Below are 21,831 nucleotides of genomic sequence, written 5' to 3'. Positions count from 1 at the left end.
TCGGGCGGCCCGGCCCGGCCGCTGTGCCAATTTCCCTCGACGCAGCAGAGGACCAGGACGACCCACCACCGCTAATCGTGCTCGCGCGCCGCCTGGGTATGACCGCCTTCGAGCGCAACGTGCTGCTGCTCTCGGTCGCGATGGAGCTCGACACCCGCATCGCGGGATTGTGCGCACGAGTCCACCGCGTGCCCGCGATGGACTACCCGACCTTCGCATTGGCAATGTCGGTGTTCGACGACCCGGGGTGGGATGCAATCTCACCCGAACGCCCATTGCGCCACTGGCAGCTGGTCGACGTCGTCCGGACCGGACCAGAGCCGCTGACCTCCAGCAGGCTGCGAGCCGACGACCGAATCGTGAGCTTCATCAAGGGCCTGCACCACCTCGACGAGCGCCTGCGACCGCTCCTGCGCCCGATGCCCAAGACCTCCTCGGACGACCTCGCGCCTTCACAGCAGTCCGTCGCCAAAGAGGTGACCACCGGTATGCAACGGATCTCGGCCGACGGCGCGCCGGCACCCGCCGTCCTGCTGCTCGGCCCCGACCGGGCCTGCAAGCGGCTGGTGGCCGGGGAAGTGGCCCGCATTGCCAACCTGCACCTGTTCACGCTGGCCGCCGAGGACCTACCTTCGGCGCGCGCCGACCTCGAGTCGCTGAGCCGCCTGTGGCACCGCGAGACGCTGCTCGCGCCCGTCGGCCTCCACATCGACGCGCACGACATCGACCGCCGCGGGGCAGCCGCGGACTCGATGCGCCGATGGCTGCGCGAGAGGCCAGGCTTGGTCCTGCTGGATGTGCGTGAGATGTGGCCGGACGTCACCGACACGGCGGTCGTCCCGGTCGACGTGGCCCGCCCGATGCCGGCCGAGCAGCTGTCGACGTGGCAGGATGCGCTGCGCGCATCCGTTGACGACGTCGCGCCGTCGCGCTTGGCCGGCCAGTTCGACCTCGACCTCGCCACCATCCGCCGGATCGCACACGAGACTGCGGATCTCGCGGGGGAGCAGCGCCTGACCGCACTCTGGCGGACCTGCCTCCTGCACTCGCGGCCGGTCCTCGACGAGTTGGCCCAGCGCCTGGACCCGAAGGCCACTATGGACGACCTCCAACTGCCCGACCCCGAGAAACAGCAGCTGGAGCAGATCCTTGACCAGGTCTCGAACCGCGGCAAGGTCTACGACGGCATGGGCTTCCGGAAACGGATGAATCGCGGTCTCGGAATCAGCGTGCTCTTCGCTGGCGAGAGCGGCACCGGCAAGACCATGGCAGCCGAGGCACTGGCGCACAAACTCGACCTCCTGCTCTACCGGATTGACCTGTCGTCCGTCGTCGACAAGTACATCGGTGAGACCGAAAAGAACCTGCGCCGCCTCTTCGACGCCGCGGAAGGCGGCGGTGTAATCCTATTCTTCGACGAGGCAGACGCCCTCTTCGGCAAGCGCAGCGAGGTCAAGGACAGCCACGACCGCTACGCCAATATCGAGATCAACTACCTGCTCCAGCGGCTGGAGAACTACCGCGGCCTGGCCATCCTGGCCACCAACCGGAAGAGCTCTATGGACACGGCGTTCCTCCGCCGGCTGCGCTTCATCGTGTCGTTCCCCTTCCCCGGGGTAGCCCAACGCACGGAGATCTGGTCGCACGTCTTTCCCGAACAGGCCGAGGCAGGTGAGCTGGACGTCGCCCGGCTGGCACGCCTAGACCTGACCGGAGGGAGTATCCAGACGGTCGCCCTCAACGCGGCGTTCGCCGCGGCGGCGATGGGCAGCCGGATCACCATGCCGTTGATGCTCGACGCGGCGCGCGCCGAGCTGCGCAAGCTGGAGAAGCCCGTCAACGAGTCGGACTTCCGCTGGCTCGAACTTGCGGAGGGTTCGGCATGATCCGCCCCAACCATCAGCCCGGCCCGCAGCGAGAGGTCCTGATCGACCTGAGCATCGAGCGGCTCGTCCTCGACGGCCTTTCATGGAAGCCAGGGGATCGAGAGCGGTTCCGGGCAGGGCTCGAGAGTGAGCTGGCCCGGTTGCTGACCCAGCACGGTCTTCCCGGCCGGCCGGACCACGCCACCTCGCGCTACGACCACGAACCGTCCAAGAAGGCGGCCCCCATCGACCTCCGGGGAGGGTCGGCCGTCGACGGCGCGGCCCGCGTGGCGCAACAGGTCTACGAGAGCATCCGCGGGGAAGTGCGGCCATGACTAGCCCACAGTCGACACACGAGCGCCGCACTCTCGCCCCCGCCGGTCTCAGTCGACCGCATGCCGCGCCGGCCGTCCGCCATACCCCCGCGGCGGGTGCCGGCGTACCTCTCGGCGCAGGAGTCCGAGCGTTCATGGAGGGCCGATTCGACCACGACTTCACTGCCGTACGCGTGCACCCCTCGGCCCGGCCGCCCGTGGCCTCTGGAGGGCAAGTCCCGCTGGCGTGGACCCTCGGCCACGACGTCTATCTCGGACCGCGCGCTGGCAGTACCGACACCCCTGAAGGACTGGCACTGATGGCGCACGAGCTGACACACGTGGTGCAGCAGGACGATGCGCGCGACGACGACAGTGGGCGTTACGACCCAACCACCGAGGTAAAAGCCGAGAACGAGGCCCGGTTAACGTCGATCGACGCCTTCAGCCCGTCAGTGCAAGTCGTGCGCCCGGCGGCACGGCACGGCGGCGTCAGCTTCAGCACGTCCTCGGCAGTGCTGGGCGGCCTCGCGGGGGCGGTAGTCGGCGGCCTAGTCGGTGCCCTCGCGGGACCGCTCGGTGCCATTGTCGGACTGGCCGCGGGGGCTACCCTCGGCGCCTGGGTCGCCGGGTCGCTTACCAACACGGCACGCGGCGCTGGCGAAGGCACTCCAAGGCAGCGGATCCACCAGCTACTCGGGCGTACCTTGACTGACTGGGTCGTCACGGACGAGGACGCGGCAGTTGCGCTCGGGATCCTGCTGGCGCTGGAGAAGTCGGACCCTGTGGAGCTCTACGACGTCGTGCAGGCCATGAAGATGGGAGACGACTGGCAGACGCTGCGCGCGGAGCTGCCCGGAGACCTCCAGGCGTCGTACTACGCCCTGGTCCAGCTGCGGATGTCGCCTGACAGCGGCTACGTGATGCCAGGTGACGTGCTGCGGCTGACGTTTCTCTCCTCGCGCGGGGTCCGAAACACCGTGACAAGCCCTACGGGCGAGAGCGTCACCGACCCGCACGACGTATGCGAGCTGGTGGTGGTGGACAGGGCGGTCGGCCTCTTCGATCTGGGCACCCGCATCGACATCGCCGGCCTCACCTTGGAGGCCGCGGCCAGCAAGATCGCGCAGGCCTACGTGGACGCGCGCTGGTTCAGCCAGCTGGGGGTGACCTTGGAGCCCGTCCGCCGAGGCCCGCTTTACACCTCGCTGGGCACGTTGTCGAACCCGACCAAGGCCACGGGTGCGAGCCGGCCGCTCGACCCGGTGGAGCAGGCCCGGAAGACCAAGCTTGAACGATTCAGCGACCACGTGCCGTGGACGAACTTCGGCATGCCGGTGCTCGACATGGCCGTCTCCCTCTACCACCGCGAGGTCGACGAGCGCCTCGACCAGTACGACGACCCCGAGCAGCTGTGGCAGCAGTCCAAGGCACGCGCACAGACGCGTTACGAGCAGCTCACCAAGCCGACCCGGGCCGAAGAGTTCCTGACTTTCTCCCGCCGCCAGATGGCGTTGGCCGCCAACATGCCCGCGACCGAGAAGCAACGTTACGAGAAAACCAACAGCCGGTTTATCACCTGGCTGGACAAGCACGAACACGACCCCAAGCTCGCGACCACCACGCCGGTGGACGTGTGGGTCCGCGAGTACAAGGTCGTCGTTCGCGGCGAGATCGCGACAGAGGTCAAGAAGGAGATGGACGTCGCGACTGAGAGGCGGCGCCAAGCTGCGCTGGAGCGCGGCTCGGAGAAGTTCGGTAAGGCGCTCAAGCTCGCCGAGCGGCGTGTTTGGCCGGTCACGCCTACCTCGTCGGCGCATTCGAGCGAGGAGGTCATATCGGAGACGACCGGCGAGGTGATAACCAAGAGTTGGCTCATCACCGCCAGCCCGGCCGAACGGTTGATGCGCGACAAGATCGCCACAGATTTCCTGCACAGCTCGCTGGAGCGGCTGGTCAACGACCCCGAGGCCTACCTCAAAACCGACGTCACTACCGACCTGGCCGACTACCTGAAAGAAAACCCCGATCAGCTCGCCGCCCTCCAGCTCACCACCCAGAACCCAATCGTCGAGAGCTTCGAGGACGCAGTCGACATCCCGTCCTGGCAAACAGCGACGGAGGTGGTGATCGGGTTCATCCCGTTCCTCGGGGCAGCAGTGGGAATCGCGGAGGCCCTGTCTGGGCGCGACTTGTTCGGGCACCCCCTGTCAACCACCGAGCGCACGATCATAGGAATCGGCGCCGCTCTGCCGGGGATCGGCAAGGTGGTCAAGGGGGGAAAGGACGCATTCCGCGCGAGCAGGGTGGTCAAGGCCTACGGACTGGGGGCCGACGAGGCCGCCCGGGTCTATCGGATGTACACGGGATTGGGTCCCGGGAGCAAGGGTGCCGTGCTGTTTGGCAAGGGACTAGAGACGATCAAGGCCGGTCGCCGGGTCGATGACCCGGGGACGCTGCGCAAGATGGAGGCTGTGCTAAAGGAACTCGGCATGACCGAGAAGTCGGCCGCCAAGGCCTTGATGCCCGGGGCTGAGCGAGAGCTGGAGGCGGTTGCGGCGCGCGAGCTGCAGGCCGTGAAGCTCTCGACCGGTCCGATAAGCCCGGACACCGAGAAGCTTCTGATGGGCAACGACGCTCTGCGGGTAGCCCTGAAGGAGAACACGCTGGCGGCCAAGGTGCTCAAGAAGTGCGCCTCGCCGTGCTTCCCCCAGAACGCCACCGCCGAGCAGGTACAGCGGCTTGAGACTCTGCTCGAACGTGTTGCGAAAACAGGAAACTACGACGAGAACCTGCTGCGCGAGTACCTCTACAAGCGCCGTGAGCTGCTGGACTCGGCGATCCACGATTTGGGGATGATCGCTAACACCAAGCGGATCCAGGCGGGCACGGCTGCAAAGGACCTCAACGCCTGGCTCGCGTTCATGACCGACCCGACGAAGGCGATCACCAAGCTGGACGACCCGCTGGTCAAACTCGCCCGTCGCAACCTCGCGCACGACATCGGCGTCCTTGGCGGCCGGGCCCAGGCCGCCAAGGACGGGTTGAAGGTTACGGCGTTCACATCGCCCTTCAAGATGGGCTCGCATGGACAGGGGCTCGACGACTTGGCCGTGGAAGCAGCCGAGGGGATCGAGGGAATCGCGGTCAAAGGACCGTCCCTGGAGGCCGACCTGATCTACGTGCTCGAGCACAAGGGCGGCGAGGCCGGCTTGCGCAAGGGTCAGATGGAGATCGACTGGATCGTCACCAACATCCAGCGCCTATACCGCGAGGGCGGACCCGAGGGTCGCAAGTGGGCCGGCACCCTGGCCAAAGCCCTTGATGAGGGCCGGCTGCGCGGCCGGGCCTACAGCACCGAAGTCGTCAAGGACGCCGCCGGTGCCACGATGGTGATCAAGGAGTGGATCTACAAGGCGAAGAAGGTGCTCCTTGTACCCTGACCAGTTGCGCCTAGACCACGCGTGGGCCGCCGAGCTGACGGAGTTCCTCCGCCGGCAGCTCGACAGCGCCCCGGACCACGACGAGGACGACCCGGTGGGCGCAGTCCTCACCGCGGGTTACCTGCGCGACCTCGGCCTCCTCGGTGCCGTGACGGGGATGGCGCCCGAGGAGGTTCGCGACCTGTGGCGGCAGAGTGTGCTGCTCACGACCGTCCCTTTCCGAATGCGCCCCGGCACGGACGAGGACCAGTCGCTCGCCAACTCACGCCGCGGCTTGGAGGGCATGGAGCTCGGGCTCGCGGCGGGTGCGCTCGACGTCGTCCGCGACCTGGCCAAGCTGGTGCAGGACCCGCCCGGCGCGAGCTATTTGGGCGAGGGCTCCGTCGTCTGCACCACCGAGGAACAGCTGCTCGCCTACGCTACGCGGGACCTGGTGCTGGGGCGGGAGGGTCCCGGCCGCTGGCTCGCCCGGATCGGCGCGCCCACGGGTGCGCACGCCCTGCGCACCGCGCTGCTGGTCGCGCTCGCAAGGGCGAACGCTGCCGATGCCCGCTGGCTGTGCGAGGAGATCCACCGCGAGTACCTCCAGCGCATCGCCGGGGAGGCGATCCTGCGCCGCCTCGACGATTGCGTGGACGTACCCTCCCTCGCCGCCCTGGTCCTGGCGCGACAAGTCGGCCTGGACCTGACGCCTGACCAGGCCGACCCGTGGCTGCCGCTCGTGGTGCCCGGGCTGTCGACGCGCTCCGAGGGGGTAGAGCGATGACCCTTATGCACGAGCGGCCGGCGACCGTTGACGTGGACGCCCGCACCCATGTCGCCGGTGGCGACGTGTCCGGTCTCCTCGCGCACAAGGTCGTCGGCGGCCTGCCCTCAGCCGGGGAGCCGCTGACAGCGGCCGTTTCTAACTCTCTCGGCGCGGCCTCCGGCCACGACCTCAGCCATGTACGTGTGCACCGTGACGGGTACGCCGCCGTAACGGCGCGGGTGTTCGGCGCGCGTGCTTTGACGGCCGGCCGGCACGTGCTCTTTGGCGCGGGAACCAGCGGAGTGGCCGCCGACCGGGTGCTGGCGCACGAGGTCGGGCACGCTGTCTCCCAGGCACGGTTCGGAGATCCGGTCGTGCAGCTCGACGCGATCGACCAGGTTCAGGATCTGCTGTCGTACGGCGTGCTGGACTGGGCGGTCACAGACTCCGAGGCGATGGAGTCGCTGGCTCTGCTTAACGCGCTGCCCGACGCCCAGCTCGGCGCAGGACTGGCGCGGCTGGAGAGCAAGTACGTCGACCGGCTGCTCGACAACCTGCCCGATGCGGCGCGCTCCGGGCAGGGCTACCAGCGTGTGGTGCAGGCCCTCGGTGCGGCGCGCGCCGCCGGGAACGCCGTCTCCGATCTCGGCTACGGCCTGTTCGACTGGGCGGTCACCGACACCGAGGTCACCCGGGTATACAACACCTTCGTCAACCTGAAGCCGGATCAGCAGGAGGCGTTCCTGATGCGGCTGAACGGCGTCGGACGGCTGGCACGCCTGGTGTCCAACTCCAGTGCGGGCCACCTGAGCCTCTATCTGCACCCGTGGATCAGGAAGCTCACCGCCGGTGGTCTAACCCCCGACCAGCAGAAGTTGCTGCGCACCGTGGTCGCGAGCACCTCGGACGTGGCCACCCTCACGATGGCGGCCAAGGTCCGTTTCAAAATGACCATCGGCCCTACGTCCGTGCCGGGCCGGACCCCCGCCCCTTGGGACGCCGGTCAGCTCCGAAGCACCTACCTCGTGCTCGATCAGCTCCCCGAGGCACACACCGCGACGAACCGGGAGCTGGTGAGCCTGGGCCAGTTCACCCAGCCCGCAGCCGGGGACTTGATCACCGCTGGGGTGTACAGCGCGAGCCGACGCGAGCTGGCTATCAACGCGGAGGGTTCCGCCGACGCGAACACGATCCGCCACGAGACGGGCCACTCAGTGGACCAGAACATCCGCTGGAGCGCCGGCCCCGAGCCGGCCAAGCCCGAACGCGGTGGCTGGCACACCTACCCGACCCATGCGGCAGCCGCGACGGACATGATCGCCGACGCGAAGTCCGGGATCGCGGGCCTGGCCGCACCACAGCAGGCGGACGTCGTGGCCGAGATTGCCACCTCCATGACCAACCGGTCGAGCACTGGACAGCTCGACCGGGTCAGGGCGCGGCCTTGGTACGCGGGCCTCGCCGCGCCGGTGAAGACGGCCGTCACCGACGACCCGACGTTCGAGGCGGTGGGCGTCGGGCTGCAGATGCCGTGGTATCGGGAGGACGGCGGTACGCACCTCGGCACGCACATCTACCAGGAGAGCTACACGCCCATCTGGGTGCGCTACGAGCGCCAGGCTCGAAGGCCCGAGCGCAAGCTGACCGACTACCAGTTCCGGGACGCGGGGGAGTGGTTCGCCGAGACGTACGCCTGGTATTATGCGCCCGATTCCCGAGGCAAAGGCATGAAGCTGAACGACAAGGACCCCGACACCAAGGCGTGGTTCGACACCAACGTTGACCCGATCGTGGGGACACGATGAACACCGCCGGGATCACCGAGCGAGAGCTGCGCGAACGGGTCGTTGCCCGGGCCCGGGACCTCGGCGCCGTCCTACGGACGGACGACGTGGCGTTGTCGTTCGCCGATGTTCCAGCCACGCCGGGCTACCGACTGTTCCATGCGTCGTGGGGCGCGGGCGGCTTCGAGGACGCGCTCTCTGGCCTGCTGCACGCCGGTGAGGAGCCCGACCTACTGCCAGGTCACGCCATAGAGACCCTAATGGAGGTCTGGAGCACCGAGTCGACGCCGGCTGCCGGACAGGTGGCGCAGGCACTGGCCTTCATGCTCGACCCCATGGCCCGGCGGGAGCCGCTGCTCACTGATGACGATGTCGCGGCTTGGGGGGCGGGCCGGGGCCCGGTCACCGCGCCGGCCCTGGAGACCGACGACGCGAGCGGTCGCATAACGCGGACGAGCTTCTGGTGGCGCAGCGGCCTCGAGGCACAGGAGGTTGTTGTGGACGTCGACGCCTCGGGTCACGTCACGGTGGGTGGCGGCCGCTCCAGTGATCGTTCGGCAGTAGCGGAAGCGGAAGGAGGACGGCCATGACCGGCTTCCCCGGCTCGCCCGCCCTCCTCAAGGGCGGCCTGGTCCTCGTCGACCCCACCTCGGCGGCGGTGCAGCGGGTGATCACGCTGCAGTACAACTCCGACTCGCTGAGCCGGACCCTGCAGGTCAAGAACGCGGGCCAGGACACCCCCGACCACGCGGAGGCGCTGCGGCTGACCGGCCCCCCGGTGGAGACCATCAAGCTGGACGTGGAGATCGACGCCACCGACCAACTCGAGCTGCCCGACCAGTTCCCGGGGGTCAGCGAGTTGGGCATTTTCCCGGTGCTGGCGGCGATGGAGACAATCGTCTATCCGGGCAGCAGCCGCCTGCAGGCGAACAACGCGCTGGCGGGGGCCGGCACGCTCGAGATAGTCCCGATGGAGTCGGCGCTCGTGCTGTTCGTTTGGAGCCGCAGCCGGATCGTCCCGGTGCGGCTGACGGAGTTCTCTGTCACGGAGGAAGCCTTCGACACTGCGCTGAACCCGATCCGGGCGAAGGTTAGTCTCGGGATGCGCGTGCTGTCGGTCGACGACCTCGGGTTTCAGCACCAGGGAGGCGGTCTGTTCATGACCTATCTGCAGCAGAAGGAGCAGCTCGTGGGCCGCGCCCCCGGCGGCGCCCTGCGGACGCTCGGCCTGACGGGGATCCGCTAATGGCCGCCCCGTTCCCGCCCACCAGCCGGTACACGGCCATCGACGTGGCGGTGTACGAAGACACCGAGGGACGGCGGTCGGCGTACCTGCGCCGCCGCTTCGTCCCGCAGCCCGAGAGCTTCGCGCTGCTCACCGAGCACGAAGTCACCGAGGGCGACCGCCTCGACAACGTCACCGCGACGCACCTCGACGACCCTGAGCAGTTCTGGCGGATCGCCGACGCGAACCGGGCGATGCGCCCTGACGACCTGATGGAGGTCGGTCGCCGGCTGCGGATTACCCTCCCTGCCGGGATCCCGGCGGTGGCCGATGCTTAAGGGAGTGCACCTGACGCTGATGGTCGGTCCCGTCGTGGCCGTCCCGGTGCCCCGCGAGGTGCTCGAGTCGCTGACGTCGGTCGAGGTGACCGCGCAGGACGAGGGCGTGGGCGGCTTCTCGTTGTCGTTCACGATGAGCAACCGGTCGATCCTGCCGACCTTGTTCATGCTGGCCGGAGGCAGCCCGATCCCGATTGTGCGCGTGGTGGTGGTCGCGACCCTCAACGGCACGCCGCACGTGCTGGTTGACGGCGTCGTCACCAAGACCCAGGTCGCGCCCGGCTCGGACGCGGGTCACTCCACCCTGCAGGTCATGGGCGAAGACCTGACAACGGTGATGGACAAAATTGAGATGACAGGGCTGCCGTACCCCGCTATGCCGGGGGAGGCGATCGTCGCGGTAATCCTGGCCAAGTACCTCGCCCTGGGCGTCGTGCCTTTGATAGTGCCCAGCATCATGCTCGACGTCCCCCTCCCGACCAGCCGGATCCCGACCCAGAAGGGCACGGACCTGGAGTACCTCCAATGGCTGGCCAGACGGGTGGGCTATGTCTTCTACCTCGAGCCCGGTCCAGAGCCGGGGATGTCCGTCGCCTACTGGGGCCCCAAGGTCAAGGTCGGCGTCCCGCAGCCGGCGCTGAACGTCGACCTCGACGCGCACACCAACTCCGACGCCATCACGTTCAGCTTCGACTCGCAGTCCCGCTCGCTCCCTGTCATCTTCATCCAGAACGAGCAGACCAAGGTGCCCATCCCGGTCCCCATCCCGGACATCGGCCCGCTCAATCCGACTCTCGGCCTGGTCAGTCCACTGCCCACGAAATTCAACGCGTTGCCCGAGACCGCGAAGTACTCGCCCATCCAGGCGGTTCTCGTCGGTCTCGCGGAGGCGAGCAGGTCGGCCGACTGCGTGACCGGCACCGGCAGCCTCGATGTGCAGCGTTACGGCCACATCCTCAAGGCCAGATCGCTGGTGGGAGTCCGCGGGGTCGGTCGGGCCTTCGACGGCCTCTACTACGTCACACAGGTCAAGCACTCGATCAAGCGCGGTGAGTACAAGCAGTCGTTCACACTGGCCCGCAACGGGCTAATCTCGACAGTATCGGAGGTTCCCGCATGAGTTCGACGAAGTTCTACGGCAAGTACCGCGGCACAGTCGTGCAGAACATCGACCCCGAGCAGCGCGGCCGGATCCAGGCGATCGTGCCTGACGTCTCGAGCCTAGTGCCGTCGACCTGGGCGACCGCGTGCGTCCCCCTGGCGGGCAAGTCGATGGGCACCTACGTCGTGCCGCAGATCGGGGCCGGAGTGTGGATTGAGTACGAGCAGGGCGACGCCGACTATCCGATCTGGTCGGGGTGCTTCTGGGGAGTGGCCGCCGATGTGCCGCCACTCGCGCTCACCGGCAACCCGGTCAGCCCGAGCATCGTGCTGCAGACGGGGCTCCAGAACACGGTCCTCCTCAGCGACGTCCCCGGTCCCACCGGCGGCATCATGCTCAAGAGCTCGACGGGGGCAGTAATCATGGTCAACGACATCGGCATCACGATCAGCAACGGCAAGGGCGCGACCATCGTGATGACCGGCCCGACGGTGTCCATCAACAACGGCGCATTGACGGTGGTCTAGGTGCCGGGCCCCCTGCTCCACGTCGGCGCCACGGTGCTGTGCGCCCACGGCGGTCAGGCGCAGCCGACCTTTCCCAACCCACGCGTGTCCGTCCTGGGTCAGCCCTTGGTCGGCGTCAATAGCCCGTACGTCGTCGCCGGGTGCGCCCTGCCACCGCCCACTGCCGGCAACGGCCCGTGCATCACCGCGCAGTGGGTCACCTCGGCCACCCGGGTCACGTCGGGCGGCGTGCCGCTCCTGCTGATGGACAGCCAGGCGATCTGCACGCCCACGGGGACGCCCCTGACGCCGACGATGGTGCAGACGAGGGTGAGCGCGCAATGACCATCAACCCGACCGGCTGGAGCCCGATGAACATCCAAGTGGATTTCCCCTGGCACTACGACGAGCACGGGCGCACCGCCCGCACGGACGACAACGAGCACCTGCGGGACATGGTAGAGCAGGTGCTGTTTACCAGTCCGGGAGAGCGTGTCAACCGGCCCGACTTCGGGTCCGGCCTCCTGCAGCTGGTGTTCGCCCCCAATAGTCCCGAGCTGGCCGCCGCCGTGGAATTCGGCGTGCGTGCCTCTTTGCAGCGGTGGCTGGGTGACCTGCTGGAGGTGCAGTCCCTGACCGTCGCCAGCGATGACGCGACCCTGCGCGTCGACCTCGCCTACGTGCTCCGGCGCACAGGTGCGACGACGACGGCGACCTTCACCAGGGAGGTGATGGCATGACCACGGGCGAGAGTCTCGTCTGCCGACCCGGCGGGCGCCGGGCGGAGCTGCTCCGGCAGCGGGACGGGAAGGGCGGTCTCAACGGCATCGACTACGCCGAGGTCCTCCCGGGGCCTTCACTATGCGTGCACTTCTTCGGCGACGTCCCGCCGGTCCGTGACCCCAAGCACCCCCACGGGCTGACGCCCGACAACTTCGTGGTCCGGGGCGGCCGGCGGATCACCGGCCTGCGTGTTCTCGGCCTCGAGATCGAGTCCAGCGGCGACCTAGAGCGCGACGACTGCATGCGACTGCGACTGGACCGCGACGGCGACTTCTCGACATACCAGGTCTGCATCGTCGGCGTCGACGGCTTCGACCCGCGTTACATGTGCGCGGATGTCACGTTCCGACTGGACTGCGCGGCCGACCTCGACTGCAACACCGACGAGGGCTGCGACGATGACGACGAGGCGACCGAGCCAGAGATCAGCTACCTCGCGAAGGACTACGCGACCTTCCGCCGGCTCATCCTGGACCGCCTGGCCGTGACCATGCCAGATTGGCGCGAACGGCACGAGGGCGACGTTGTCATCACGCTGGTCGAGCTGCTGGCCTACGCCGGCGACCACCTGAGCTACTACCAGGACGCGGTGGGCACCGAGGCCTACCTGCAGACCGCCCGTCGGCGGATTTCCGTACGACGGCACGTGCGCCTGGTCGACTACTTCCTGCACGAGGGGCTCAATGCGCGTGCGTGGGTGAGCGTGTGGACCGACTCCGACATGCCCGCGGTGCCGCGGTCCGAGCTGTCGTTCGTGACCACCGTCCCCGGGCTGCAGGACATCCCCGGAAACCATTGCCTGTTGCGGTCCGAGGATCTGCGCAAAGCGGCACCCGGGAGCTACTTGGTGTTCGAGCCCGTCGGCAACCCTGATGAAGAGGTGACATTCCGGGCGGCGCACAGCGAGCTGCGGTTCTACACCTGGGGTGACGAGGAGTGCTGCCTGTCTGCGGGCACCACCTCGGCGACGCTGCTCGACCCGGACCGGGCACTGTGCCTCAAGGTCGGCGACGTGCTCGTGCTGGAAGAGGTCAAAGGCACCCGCACGGGCAACTCGGCCGACGCCGACCCGGCCCGCCGCCACTCCGTCCGTCTCACGGCCGTCGCCCAGGAGACCGACGCGCTAATGGGTGTCGACGTTATCGAGATCGCTTGGAGCCGGGCAGACGCCCTGCCCTTCTCGCTCTGTGTCTCGCTGCGGCTCCCAGCTCCGGACTGCACGCTAGTCACGGACGTCTCGGTCGCCCGCGGCAATGTCGTGCTCGTCGACCACGGCGAGGGTATGACCGAGCCGCTCGGCCCCGTGGGCGGCTCGACGGTTGTCGGCGCCTGTGGCTGCGACGGCGCTGTCCTGGAGTCGACGACCGTGCCCTTCCGGTTCACGCACGTCCTAAAGGACGGTCCCCTGACCTTCGCCGATCCCGTGAACCTCACTGGGCCAGCAGCGGCGGTGTCACAGCGCGACCCGCACCAGGGTCTGCCCGCGCTGGCGCTCAGAACCACCGGCCTGTCATCCCTGTGGACGCCGCGGCCTGACCTTCTGAGCAGCGGCCCGGATGACAGGCATTTCGTGGCGGAGGTCGACGACGACGGCCGCGCCCATCTCCGATTCGGCGACGGCGAGCTCGGCAAACTGCCGCCGGGCGGCGAGACGTTCGCCGCGGCGTACCGCGTTGGTGGCGGACCGCTGGGCAACGTCGGACGTGATGCAATCACAACCATGGTGCTGCGCACGCAGACATGGAGTGGAGTCGACGTGCGGCCCCGCAACCCTCTACCTGCGACAGGCGGCACAGCGCCAGAGCCGGTGGCCGAGGCGAAGCTGCTTGCGCCCGACGCGTTCCGCGAGCGGTTGCGCCGCGCCGTCACGGCCGAGGACTATGCGACCATTGCGGGCGGCCTGTCAAGCGTCCAGTCTGCCGCCGCCGAGCTGGTGTGGACGGGCAGTTGGTACGAAGCGACCATCGCCGTCGACGAGTTCGGCTCTGACGAGGCCAGGCCAGAGTTGCTCCAGGGAGTCGCCGCGAGCCTCCAAGACGTACGCCGCCTCGGCCACGACCTAGCGGTTAAGCCTGCACGTTCGGTGCCGGTCGACCTCCGCGTCGAGGTATGCGTCGACCCTCACCACTCACGCGGCGCGCTCAAGGCCGCCGTCCTCGATGTCTTGGGCAACCGGAGGTTGCCCAACGGGCGCCTCGGACTGTTCCACCCCGACCGGCTGACATTCGGTACCGGTGTACGCACTTCAGAGGTGGTGGCCCTGGTACAGGCGATCCCGGGCGTGAACAGCGTCGAGGTAACCAGGCTCAGGCGGCTCGACCGCCCGGATGCAGGCGAGCTTGACGCAGGCGTCCTGCCAATCCACCGACTGGAGATCGCGCGACTTTCGGGGGACCCCAGCCTGCCCGAGAACGGCCGGCTCGTCGTGGTGATGGGAGGCGGACGATGAGCACGTGTCGCTGCAGCAGGCCAACTGTGGCGCCCCTGGTAATGGTTCACCGGCCCGGATTGGACGAACTGGCACTCCGCATCGGCACGCACCGAACGTTCCTGGCGGACATGAAGGCCCGGCTCTCGTCGCAGGACCTGCCAGCCCTGGCGGCACTGACGACTCATGACACGACCGACCCCGTGACCGCGCTGTTGGATGCTTGGGCGGCCGTCGGCGATGTGCTGACCTTCTACCAAGAGCGCATCGCCAACGAGGGTTACCTGCGCACCTCGACCGAACGGCGTTCGCTGGTGGAGCAAGCGGCTCTGGTCGGTTACCGTCCGCGTCCCGGCGTCGCGGCCAGCACCTATCTTTCCTATACCGTCGACGACAACGCCGGACCCGTCGAGATCCCGCCCGGAACGCGCGTCACCAGCGTGCCGGGCCCGGGCGAAATCATGCAGACCTTCGAAACCTCGGAGCCTCTGATCGCACGGCACGAGTGGAACCGCCTAGGCGTCCGGACGGCGCAGCCGCAGACCGCGGCTGACGTTGCCGCCAACGGGCTCGTGCTCGCCGGCACCGCCACCGGACTCTCCGTCGGCGACGCGCTGCTCGTCGACCTCGGAATCGGCCTCGACTTGTCGCCGGCCCGGGTACGGGCCGTGGAGCCTCAGCCCGAGGCCGACCGCACCCGGGTCACACTCGAGTCCTGGACGGGGGAAGAGATGGGGGTCGAGGTGCTCCTCGCCACCGTGCACCGGCTGGCAGACTCCGCCGCCTTCGATATCGATCCCGACGGACCCACTGCTAAGAAGGTATTGGCTGCACTGGCGACGGTCGAGAAGCAGGCACGGGAAGGCAACGAGTCGTCCGCGAACGCAGTGCTCGCCGCGCTCAAGGTAAGCCGTCAGCAACTCGATATCGCCCGGCGCAATAACTGGTCAAAGCTCACCCCGTGGTTAAAGGAGGGCGTCATCCGGCTCAGGAGCGTGTTGCCGGAGGGCATCGACACAACAACTGCCCGCTTTGGCGAACGCCGGCAGGGCAGACGCCTTGACGAGCTGCTCAACAACCTGGCGGCACCGCCGTCGATCCAGCCGCGAGGCTCCCGTCAGCTCACCCGCACGGCCAAAGCAACCCTGACCCGGGGAGCGGACGCGTACCCTGCTCTGTTGGCGACGTTGAGACCGGAGCTGTCACAGACGCTGTACGGCGCCCTCGCCCGGCTGGACGCTGCCCCCGTTTCACCCTTGAGGGTCTGGGCGCTGCGGCTCGCGGCGCCGTTGTTCGGGCACAACGCGCCCCTCGAGGCGAAGTTTACTGATGGTGTGTTCACCGGTTTTAAGGAGTGGAACCTCACCGGCGAAAAGCCAGACATCGCGTTCCTGGACCGCGACCACCCGGGCGTGCTGGCTGACAGGCCGGTCCTGATCACCCGGCCCATGAGTAAGGACTTCGGGCCGACGGTGGTCACCGAGGTGGACAAAGTCGAGCATCTTTCGCGTAACGCCTACGGACTGGCAGGGAAGTCCACGAAGCTCACATTCAAGAAAACCTGGTGGCTCCCGGACCCGGATGACGTCCACGACCCCGACGAGTTCAACGTACTCCGGGCAACCCTTGTGCACTGTGGAGCCGAGGAGTTGGACCTGGCGGACGCCGCGATCGAGGCCCCGCTATGCGGCGGAGAGATTGAGCTCGACGGCCTGTTCGACGGCCTGCGGTCCGGACGATGGATGATCGTCACCGGCGAACGCGCGGATCTCCCCGGCACGTCCGGGGTGCAAGCCGCCGAGGTGGTAATGCTCGACGGCGTGAGCCAACGGGTCAAGACTGTGCCCTCAACGGGCTACCTGACGAATGCGAGGCCCGCATCGGAAGGGAATGACCGGGATGGCGGCGAAGAGGAGTTGCCACTGCCCGGCGACGCACTGCACACGTTCGTCTCACTCGCCGCGCCGCTTGCCTACTGCTACCGCCTCGACACGGTCGTGCTTTACGGCAACGTCGTGCACGCAACGCACGGGGAGACCCGCCAGGAAGTGCTGGGCGGCGGCGATCCGACGAAGCGCCGACAGGAATTCCATCTCCGCCAACCACCGCTGACATGGACGTCCGCCCCAACCAACTCGGGCGTGGCCAGCACCCTGGAGGTCCGGGTCGACGGCGTGAGCTGGCACGAATCGCCGAGTGTGGTCGGTCTGGAGCCGACCACCCACTGCTTCCTCACCAGGCAGGACGAATCGGGGGCCACCACGGTGGTGTTCGGCGACGGCGTGCACGGTGCGCGACCGCACACCGGCACCGACAACATCCGGGCGACGTACCGCAATGGCCTCGGCAGGGCTGGCAACCTCGCAGCCGGTCAACTCAGCCAACTGGGCTCCCGGCCGTTGGGTGTCAAGGAAGTCTTCAACCCAATCCGCGCCACCGGCGGTACCGACGCCGAAAGCCGCGACCAGATCCGGCACAACGCACCTTTGGCTGTGTTGGCCTTGGATCGCCTCGTTGGGACCCAGGATTACGCTGACTTCGCGCGTACCTTCGCCGGTATCGGCAAGGCGGCGGCCGTCCGGATCACAGACGGACGACGTCAGTTGGTGCACGTGACGATCGCTGGGGTCGACGATATCCCGGTGGACGAGTCATCCAATCTCTTCCGCAACTTAACGGACGCACTGCACCGCTTCGGCGACCCTGCCCTGCCGCTGCGTGTCCAGATCAGGCGACTGCTGGCGCTTGTCGTCAGCGCCCGGGTGAAGGTGCTGCCTGACTATCATTGGGACAGCGTTGAACCAATCGTGCGGTCGGCCGTGCTGGAGACGTTAGGGTTCGACCGGCGCGGACTCGGCCAAAACGTCCTGCCCAGCGAGGTGGTTGCATGCATTCAGGCCGTGCGTGGCGTCGACTATGTCGACTTGGACGTGCTCACCGCGCTTAACGCCGCCGACGTCGTACGCCGGCTCTCGGCGAGTGTGGACCGGACAGCGGTCCTACCTGACGGTCCTGCTGGCAGCCTTGGGGCCCAGTCCCCCTGGCCCCCGCGGCCGGGCCCCGTGCTCGTGCAACCGGCCCGACTGGTCGTCGACGTAGTGCAGGCGGCCGAGTTGGCCTACCTGCAGCCGGGCGTCCCCGATTCCCTGATCCTGAACCAAATCCCCGACGAGGTGACGCGATGACCCGACGCGACGATTACCTGTACATGCTCCTTCCCGCCTTGCACCGGATGCGGGACGAGGTCCGCGGAGGCCCGCTGCGCGAACTGCTCAAGGTCATCGGCGAGCAGGTCCAGGTGATCGAGGATGACATCGACCGCCTCTACGATAACTGGTTTATCGAGACATGTGACGACTGGGTCGTGCCCTACCTCGGCGACCTGGTTGGCTACCGCACCCTCCCCGACGCAGGACTGATTGCTGACCCTACCACCCCAGAAGCCCGCCGGCGTACCCGTGCCCTTGTGCCGCGGCGTGACGTGGCCGACACGATCGCCAACCGGCGCCGCAAGGGCACAGTCGCACTGCTAGAGGAGCTGGCCGCCGACGTGACAGGGTGGCCAGCCCGGGTTGTGGAGTTCTACTCCCTGCTGGGTTGGACCCAGCACCTCGACCATGTCCGTCCGGGGCGCGCCCGCACGGTCGACCTGCGTGAGGGCGCGCGGCTCGGGCGCGCGGCCGGTGACACCGGCTTCGACGACCTGGCCTGCACTGTAGACGTACGACGCCCCGGCTCGCACCACACCCGTGGCCGCTACTCCGTGCAGAGCACCGGCCTGTTCGTGTGGCGTCTCGGCTCCTACCCGGTCACGGAGACCCCAGCACATTGCATCGAGAGGGAAGGATCGCACTGCTATTCCTTCAGTGTGCTGGGCAACGACACTCAACTGTTCGTCGCCCCTGCCGCCGAGCCGAACCCGACACACGTCGCGGAGGAGATCAACGTGCCCGCTCCGCTGCGGCGAAGGGCGTTGGAGCACCGCGTGTCGGAGCACCCGCTGTGTGCCGACGCCTCTCCGACCTACTACGGCGCCGGACGCAGCGTGTGGGTAACGGTGCAGGACTGGCCGCTGCGTGGGCACCGCGGGGTCGTGCCGGCGGAGTCGGTGATCCCGGCCGACCTATCGGACTGGCACGCCTACCGGGCGCCGCGCGACCACGTGCTGCTCGACCCGCAACGCGGACGGTTGGTCTTCCCGCCCGGACAGCCGCCGCGGAGCGTGTCGGTCGGCTATCGCTACGGCTTTAGCGCGGACATGGGCGGCGGGGAGTACCGGCGTCAATTGTCCGAGCCGTCTGGCGCCCTGATTCTCCGGGTGCGTCAGCGAGGCCGGGAATCGGGGGAGTACCGCACGATCCAGCAGGCCTGGCGGTACTGGCGCGAGATCCGACGTAATCCCCCGGAGGAGGGAACCGAGGTGCCTCGGGCGGTGGTCATCGAGGTCGCCGACAGCAGCGTCTACGAGGAGCGCCTGGTCTTGGACTTGGAACCCGGAGAGTACGTCCAACTGCGTGCCGCCTCACGCTGCCGCCCGGTGCTTCGCCTGCTGGACTACCGTGTCGATCAGCCGGACCCTTTGCGCATCACCGGCGGCGCAGCTGCCAGATTCGTGCTCGACGGGTTCCTGGTTACAGGTCGTGGGCTTGTCGTGGCCGGCCGCCGGCCGGGTCGTGACCTCGACACCGATGACGACTCGTACAAGGACACCTACCGAGACGGGTCCGACGGCGCGGACGAGCCTCCCACCCCGGCTGGCTACGGCGAAGAGACACCCTCCGGGACAGCCGGGGGCTATGAGTGGACGCCGGAACCGACGACAGGCGACCTGTGCGACGTGACCATCCGCCACTGCACGCTTGTCCCCGGCTGGGACCTCGACTGTGACTGCTTACCCGGCCGCCCCGACGATCCGAGCATCACCGTCGACCGGACGCGCGCCCGGATCGTTGTCGAGCACAGCATCATCGGCTCGGTCGTCGTCGCCGCCGACGAGCGCCGGGAAGACCCCGGCGTGATCGCCGTCAGCGACACCATCCTGGACGCGACGAGTCCCGACCGGCTCGCGTTCAGCAGTGACGACGGGCAGCTCGCGTTCGCGCACCTGACGATCGCCCGCTGCACCGTGGTGGGGGAGGTCCTGGTGCACGCCGTCGACCTGGTCGATAACAGCATCTTCACCAGCCCTTTGCGAGTGGCCCGGCGCCAGATCGGCTGCGTGCGCTACACCTACCTGCCACCGGGATCGCGCACGCCCCGTCGCTACCACTGCCAGCCCGATGCCGCGATCGCAGCTGCCGCGGACGACGTACGCGCCGCGCAGGCCGCCGAGCGCCTGCAGCCGGCGTTCACCAGCCTGCGCTACGGGCACCCGGGCTACGGCCAGCTCGCCGACCCGGTTCCCGACGAGATCTGGCGCGGCGCCGACGACGAGGCCGAGCTGGGGGCGTTCCACGACCTCTACCAGCCGCAGCGGGCCGCGAACCTGGGGGCCCGTCTCGACGAGTACATCCCCGCCGGCACCGAGACCGGCATCTACTTCATCACCTAAAGGAGGGGCTATGAAGGGCGACTTCACCCGGGAGACCTTCGACCGACGACGCCACTACACGCGCGTGTTGATGCAGCAGGGGCGGGTCCAGCTCGACGCCGACTGGAACGAGCAGACGGCAATCTCCAACCACTACGTCCGCACCTTGGCGGCCGATTTGATCGGGCGGCACGGTGGTCCCGCCGCCGCGTGCGGGTTCGCGTTGATACGTGACCCGGCGGTCGTTGACACCCTGACCGACGACCTCGGCAGGCCGTTGCCCGCCCACCGCGTCGATGAGCTAAAGGGCCGCATGAAGCGCGGCGACTTCCTCATTGGACAGGGTCGCTACTACGTCGACGGCTTGCTGTGCGAGTGCGACACTGCAACGACGTACGGCGAGCAGCTCGGCTACCCCTTTGACGACGGTACGACGATCGAGGCTCTGGCCGGCGTCGATAGAGTGCTCGTCTACCTGGACGTGTGGGAGCGGCACGTCTCCGGTGCCGAACGCTCCGACCTGCTCGACGTCGCGCTGTCCGGGCTCGACACGTCCACCCGCTCCGAGCTGGTCTGGCAGGTGAAGGTACTCCGCGGCGACGCGCCGCTTACCTGCGGCGACTACGCCGGGCTGGCCCGGGAGCGACTGCCGCTGCTGCGCGCCGATGCGAGGCTGCGGGAGGATGACCTCGCCGCCTGCGTGATCGACCCCGAGTCGAGGTACCGCGGCGCTGAGAACCAGCTGTACCGCGTCGAGATCCACCGCGGCGGCCCCGCCCGGGCTGCAGGTGAGGTCTCTGGCGGCGCGACATTCGTCTGGTCCCGCGAGAACGGGTCGGTGCTTTTCTCCGTCCTCCAGCACTCGACGGACGGGGACAAGACGGTCTTGGAGCTGGCCAGCGGCGGCCGCGACGGTCGCTCCGGCCTAGCGCCCGGCGACCGGGTGCAGCTCGTCGACGACGCCAGCTCGCTGCGCGGCGCCGCCACGGCGGTGCTGCAGGTCGAGAGCGTTGACCGCGACGACCTGACCGTCGTCCTGAGCGGTGTCGCGGACGGCACCGGCAATCGCCCAGAGCTGCACCCCGTGCTTCGGCGCTGGGACCACGACGCCAACGATCCCGAGACAAGCGACGAGGGGGCACTGCTGGTGAGCGAGGCGACTAGCGCCGACGACGGCTGGATCAAGCTCGAGGACGGCGTGATGGTGCAGTTCCCGGCCTCGACAGTCGACCGCAGCCCGAATTACTACCGCACGGGCGACTACTGGCTAGTGCCCGCCCGCACGGCCACCGGCGACGTTGTCTGGCCCCAGGAGGCGATCGGCGACGAACAAGTGCCACGGCCGCGAACCCCCGACGGCATTCAGCACCAATACGCGCCGCTGGCCGTTGCCACCCAGGCTGCCGACGGCACTTGGTCGGTCTCTAGCGACTGCCGCGCCCAGTTCGCAACGATGCCTTCGGCATTCTGAGCGCGAAACTTCTCAGGCAGGAAAGGGGCTCATCGAGTGACCGCTGGCAATTCCAGAGAGCGGTTACAGTACCAACTTGGAAAGGTTTGGCTGTGGCCGAAACAACACATCCTGGCAGAGCAACAGAGGGCGTCAAGGTTGACTGCCAATGTTGGTAGGAGGCTCGCGGTAAAAGCCTGCTGTCGAAGCTTCCGGCAGGTGGCCTACCATCAGGCAGCTTTCCCGACATCCCTGGGCACGCAGGGGTTAGGGCGGACTACTTCGCCGGGTGGGAAACAGTGGGCCTCCGACATG

The 21,831-nt window shown here is 68.0% G+C and carries 16 protein-coding genes; all 16 read left to right on the top strand.

The window, feature by feature from the left end:
• The first annotated feature begins 23 nt into the window (after nucleotides 1-23).
• The 16 genes from ABIC21_RS02650 (at nucleotide 24) to ABIC21_RS02575 (ending at nucleotide 21,537) form a co-directional block, all read left to right on the top strand.
• A complete protein-coding gene (locus ABIC21_RS02650) occupies nucleotides 24-1,886 on the top strand; it encodes an ATP-binding protein (protein ID WP_354348874.1) in 1,863 nt (620 codons plus the stop codon).
• Nucleotides 1,883-2,200 (top strand): hypothetical protein, encoded by a 318-nt coding sequence (locus ABIC21_RS02645; RefSeq protein ID WP_354348873.1) that lies wholly within the window; start codon nucleotides 1,883-1,885, stop codon nucleotides 2,198-2,200. Before ABIC21_RS02650 ends, ABIC21_RS02645 begins: the two co-directional genes overlap by 4 nt.
• Nucleotides 2,197-5,622: an eCIS core domain-containing protein gene (locus ABIC21_RS02640; RefSeq protein WP_354348872.1), complete on the top strand. Its 3,426-nt coding sequence runs from the start codon at nucleotides 2,197-2,199 to the stop codon at nucleotides 5,620-5,622. Before ABIC21_RS02645 ends, ABIC21_RS02640 begins: the two co-directional genes overlap by 4 nt.
• A 4-nt stretch (nucleotides 5,623-5,626) precedes the next feature.
• Nucleotides 5,627-6,388 (top strand): hypothetical protein, encoded by a 762-nt coding sequence (locus ABIC21_RS02635; RefSeq protein ID WP_354348871.1) that lies wholly within the window; start codon nucleotides 5,627-5,629, stop codon nucleotides 6,386-6,388.
• Complete coding sequence (locus ABIC21_RS02630; protein ID WP_354348870.1) at nucleotides 6,385-8,175, top strand: eCIS core domain-containing protein; 1,791 nt, start codon at nucleotides 6,385-6,387, stop codon at nucleotides 8,173-8,175. The genes ABIC21_RS02635 and ABIC21_RS02630 overlap by 4 nt, the downstream gene beginning before the upstream one ends.
• Nucleotides 8,172-8,744 (top strand): hypothetical protein, encoded by a 573-nt coding sequence (locus ABIC21_RS02625; protein ID WP_354348869.1) that lies wholly within the window; start codon nucleotides 8,172-8,174, stop codon nucleotides 8,742-8,744. Before ABIC21_RS02630 ends, ABIC21_RS02625 begins: the two co-directional genes overlap by 4 nt.
• Complete coding sequence (locus tag ABIC21_RS02620; RefSeq protein WP_354348868.1) at nucleotides 8,741-9,400, top strand: hypothetical protein; 660 nt, start codon at nucleotides 8,741-8,743, stop codon at nucleotides 9,398-9,400. Before ABIC21_RS02625 ends, ABIC21_RS02620 begins: the two co-directional genes overlap by 4 nt.
• Complete coding sequence (locus ABIC21_RS02615; RefSeq protein ID WP_354348867.1) at nucleotides 9,400-9,717, top strand: LysM domain-containing protein; 318 nt, start codon at nucleotides 9,400-9,402, stop codon at nucleotides 9,715-9,717. The genes ABIC21_RS02620 and ABIC21_RS02615 overlap by 1 nt, the downstream gene beginning before the upstream one ends.
• Nucleotides 9,710-10,837: a hypothetical protein gene (locus tag ABIC21_RS02610; RefSeq protein WP_354348866.1), complete on the top strand. Its 1,128-nt coding sequence runs from the start codon at nucleotides 9,710-9,712 to the stop codon at nucleotides 10,835-10,837. Before ABIC21_RS02615 ends, ABIC21_RS02610 begins: the two co-directional genes overlap by 8 nt.
• Nucleotides 10,834-11,346, top strand: coding sequence for a phage baseplate assembly protein V (locus ABIC21_RS02605; RefSeq protein ID WP_354348865.1), 513 nt, complete (start codon nucleotides 10,834-10,836; stop codon nucleotides 11,344-11,346). The genes ABIC21_RS02610 and ABIC21_RS02605 overlap by 4 nt, the downstream gene beginning before the upstream one ends.
• Before the next feature lie 105 nt (nucleotides 11,347-11,451).
• Complete coding sequence (locus tag ABIC21_RS02600) at nucleotides 11,452-11,670, top strand: hypothetical protein (RefSeq protein ID WP_354348864.1); 219 nt, start codon at nucleotides 11,452-11,454, stop codon at nucleotides 11,668-11,670.
• Complete coding sequence (locus tag ABIC21_RS02595; protein ID WP_354348863.1) at nucleotides 11,667-12,065, top strand: GPW/gp25 family protein; 399 nt, start codon at nucleotides 11,667-11,669, stop codon at nucleotides 12,063-12,065. The genes ABIC21_RS02600 and ABIC21_RS02595 overlap by 4 nt, the downstream gene beginning before the upstream one ends.
• Complete coding sequence (locus tag ABIC21_RS02590) at nucleotides 12,062-14,557, top strand: putative baseplate assembly protein (RefSeq protein ID WP_354348862.1); 2,496 nt, start codon at nucleotides 12,062-12,064, stop codon at nucleotides 14,555-14,557. The genes ABIC21_RS02595 and ABIC21_RS02590 overlap by 4 nt, the downstream gene beginning before the upstream one ends.
• Before the next feature lie 59 nt (nucleotides 14,558-14,616).
• Nucleotides 14,617-17,721, top strand: a complete 3,105-nt coding sequence (locus ABIC21_RS02585; protein WP_354348861.1) for a putative baseplate assembly protein — start codon at nucleotides 14,617-14,619, stop codon at nucleotides 17,719-17,721.
• Nucleotides 17,718-20,087 (top strand): hypothetical protein, encoded by a 2,370-nt coding sequence (locus ABIC21_RS02580; RefSeq protein ID WP_354348860.1) that lies wholly within the window; start codon nucleotides 17,718-17,720, stop codon nucleotides 20,085-20,087. Before ABIC21_RS02585 ends, ABIC21_RS02580 begins: the two co-directional genes overlap by 4 nt.
• A gap of 10 nt (nucleotides 20,088-20,097) precedes the next feature.
• Nucleotides 20,098-21,537, top strand: coding sequence for a DUF6519 domain-containing protein (locus ABIC21_RS02575; protein WP_354348859.1), 1,440 nt, complete (start codon nucleotides 20,098-20,100; stop codon nucleotides 21,535-21,537).
• Nucleotides 21,538-21,831: the final 294 nt, after the last annotated feature.

The sequence above is a fragment of the Pseudarthrobacter sp. PvP090 genome, from assembly GCF_040547365.1.
Taxonomy (GTDB): Bacteria; Actinomycetota; Actinomycetes; order Actinomycetales; family Micrococcaceae; genus Arthrobacter.
The sequence above is the reverse complement of the archived record's forward strand: the minus strand, read 5'-3'. Positions and strand labels throughout refer to the sequence as shown.

Bases quoted from the DNA above. Each gene is read 5' to 3' on its own strand.
- ABIC21_RS02640 (WP_354348872.1), top strand. From the start codon at position 2,197: ATGACTAGCCCACAGTCGACACACGAGCGCCGCACTCTCGCCCCCGCC.
- ABIC21_RS02595 (WP_354348863.1), top strand. From the start codon at position 11,667: ATGACCATCAACCCGACCGGCTGGAGCCCGATGAACATCCAAGTGGAT.
- ABIC21_RS02615 (WP_354348867.1), top strand. From the start codon at position 9,400: ATGGCCGCCCCGTTCCCGCCCACCAGCCGGTACACGGCCATCGACGTG.
- ABIC21_RS02580 (WP_354348860.1), top strand. From the start codon at position 17,718: ATGACCCGACGCGACGATTACCTGTACATGCTCCTTCCCGCCTTGCAC.
- ABIC21_RS02620 (WP_354348868.1), top strand. From the start codon at position 8,741: ATGACCGGCTTCCCCGGCTCGCCCGCCCTCCTCAAGGGCGGCCTGGTC.
- ABIC21_RS02610 (WP_354348866.1), top strand. From the start codon at position 9,710: ATGCTTAAGGGAGTGCACCTGACGCTGATGGTCGGTCCCGTCGTGGCC.
- ABIC21_RS02625 (WP_354348869.1), top strand. From the start codon at position 8,172: ATGAACACCGCCGGGATCACCGAGCGAGAGCTGCGCGAACGGGTCGTT.
- ABIC21_RS02645 (WP_354348873.1), top strand. From the start codon at position 1,883: ATGATCCGCCCCAACCATCAGCCCGGCCCGCAGCGAGAGGTCCTGATC.
- ABIC21_RS02590 (WP_354348862.1), top strand. From the start codon at position 12,062: ATGACCACGGGCGAGAGTCTCGTCTGCCGACCCGGCGGGCGCCGGGCG.
- ABIC21_RS02605 (WP_354348865.1), top strand. From the start codon at position 10,834: ATGAGTTCGACGAAGTTCTACGGCAAGTACCGCGGCACAGTCGTGCAG.
- ABIC21_RS02575 (WP_354348859.1), top strand. From the start codon at position 20,098: ATGAAGGGCGACTTCACCCGGGAGACCTTCGACCGACGACGCCACTAC.
- ABIC21_RS02630 (WP_354348870.1), top strand. From the start codon at position 6,385: ATGACCCTTATGCACGAGCGGCCGGCGACCGTTGACGTGGACGCCCGC.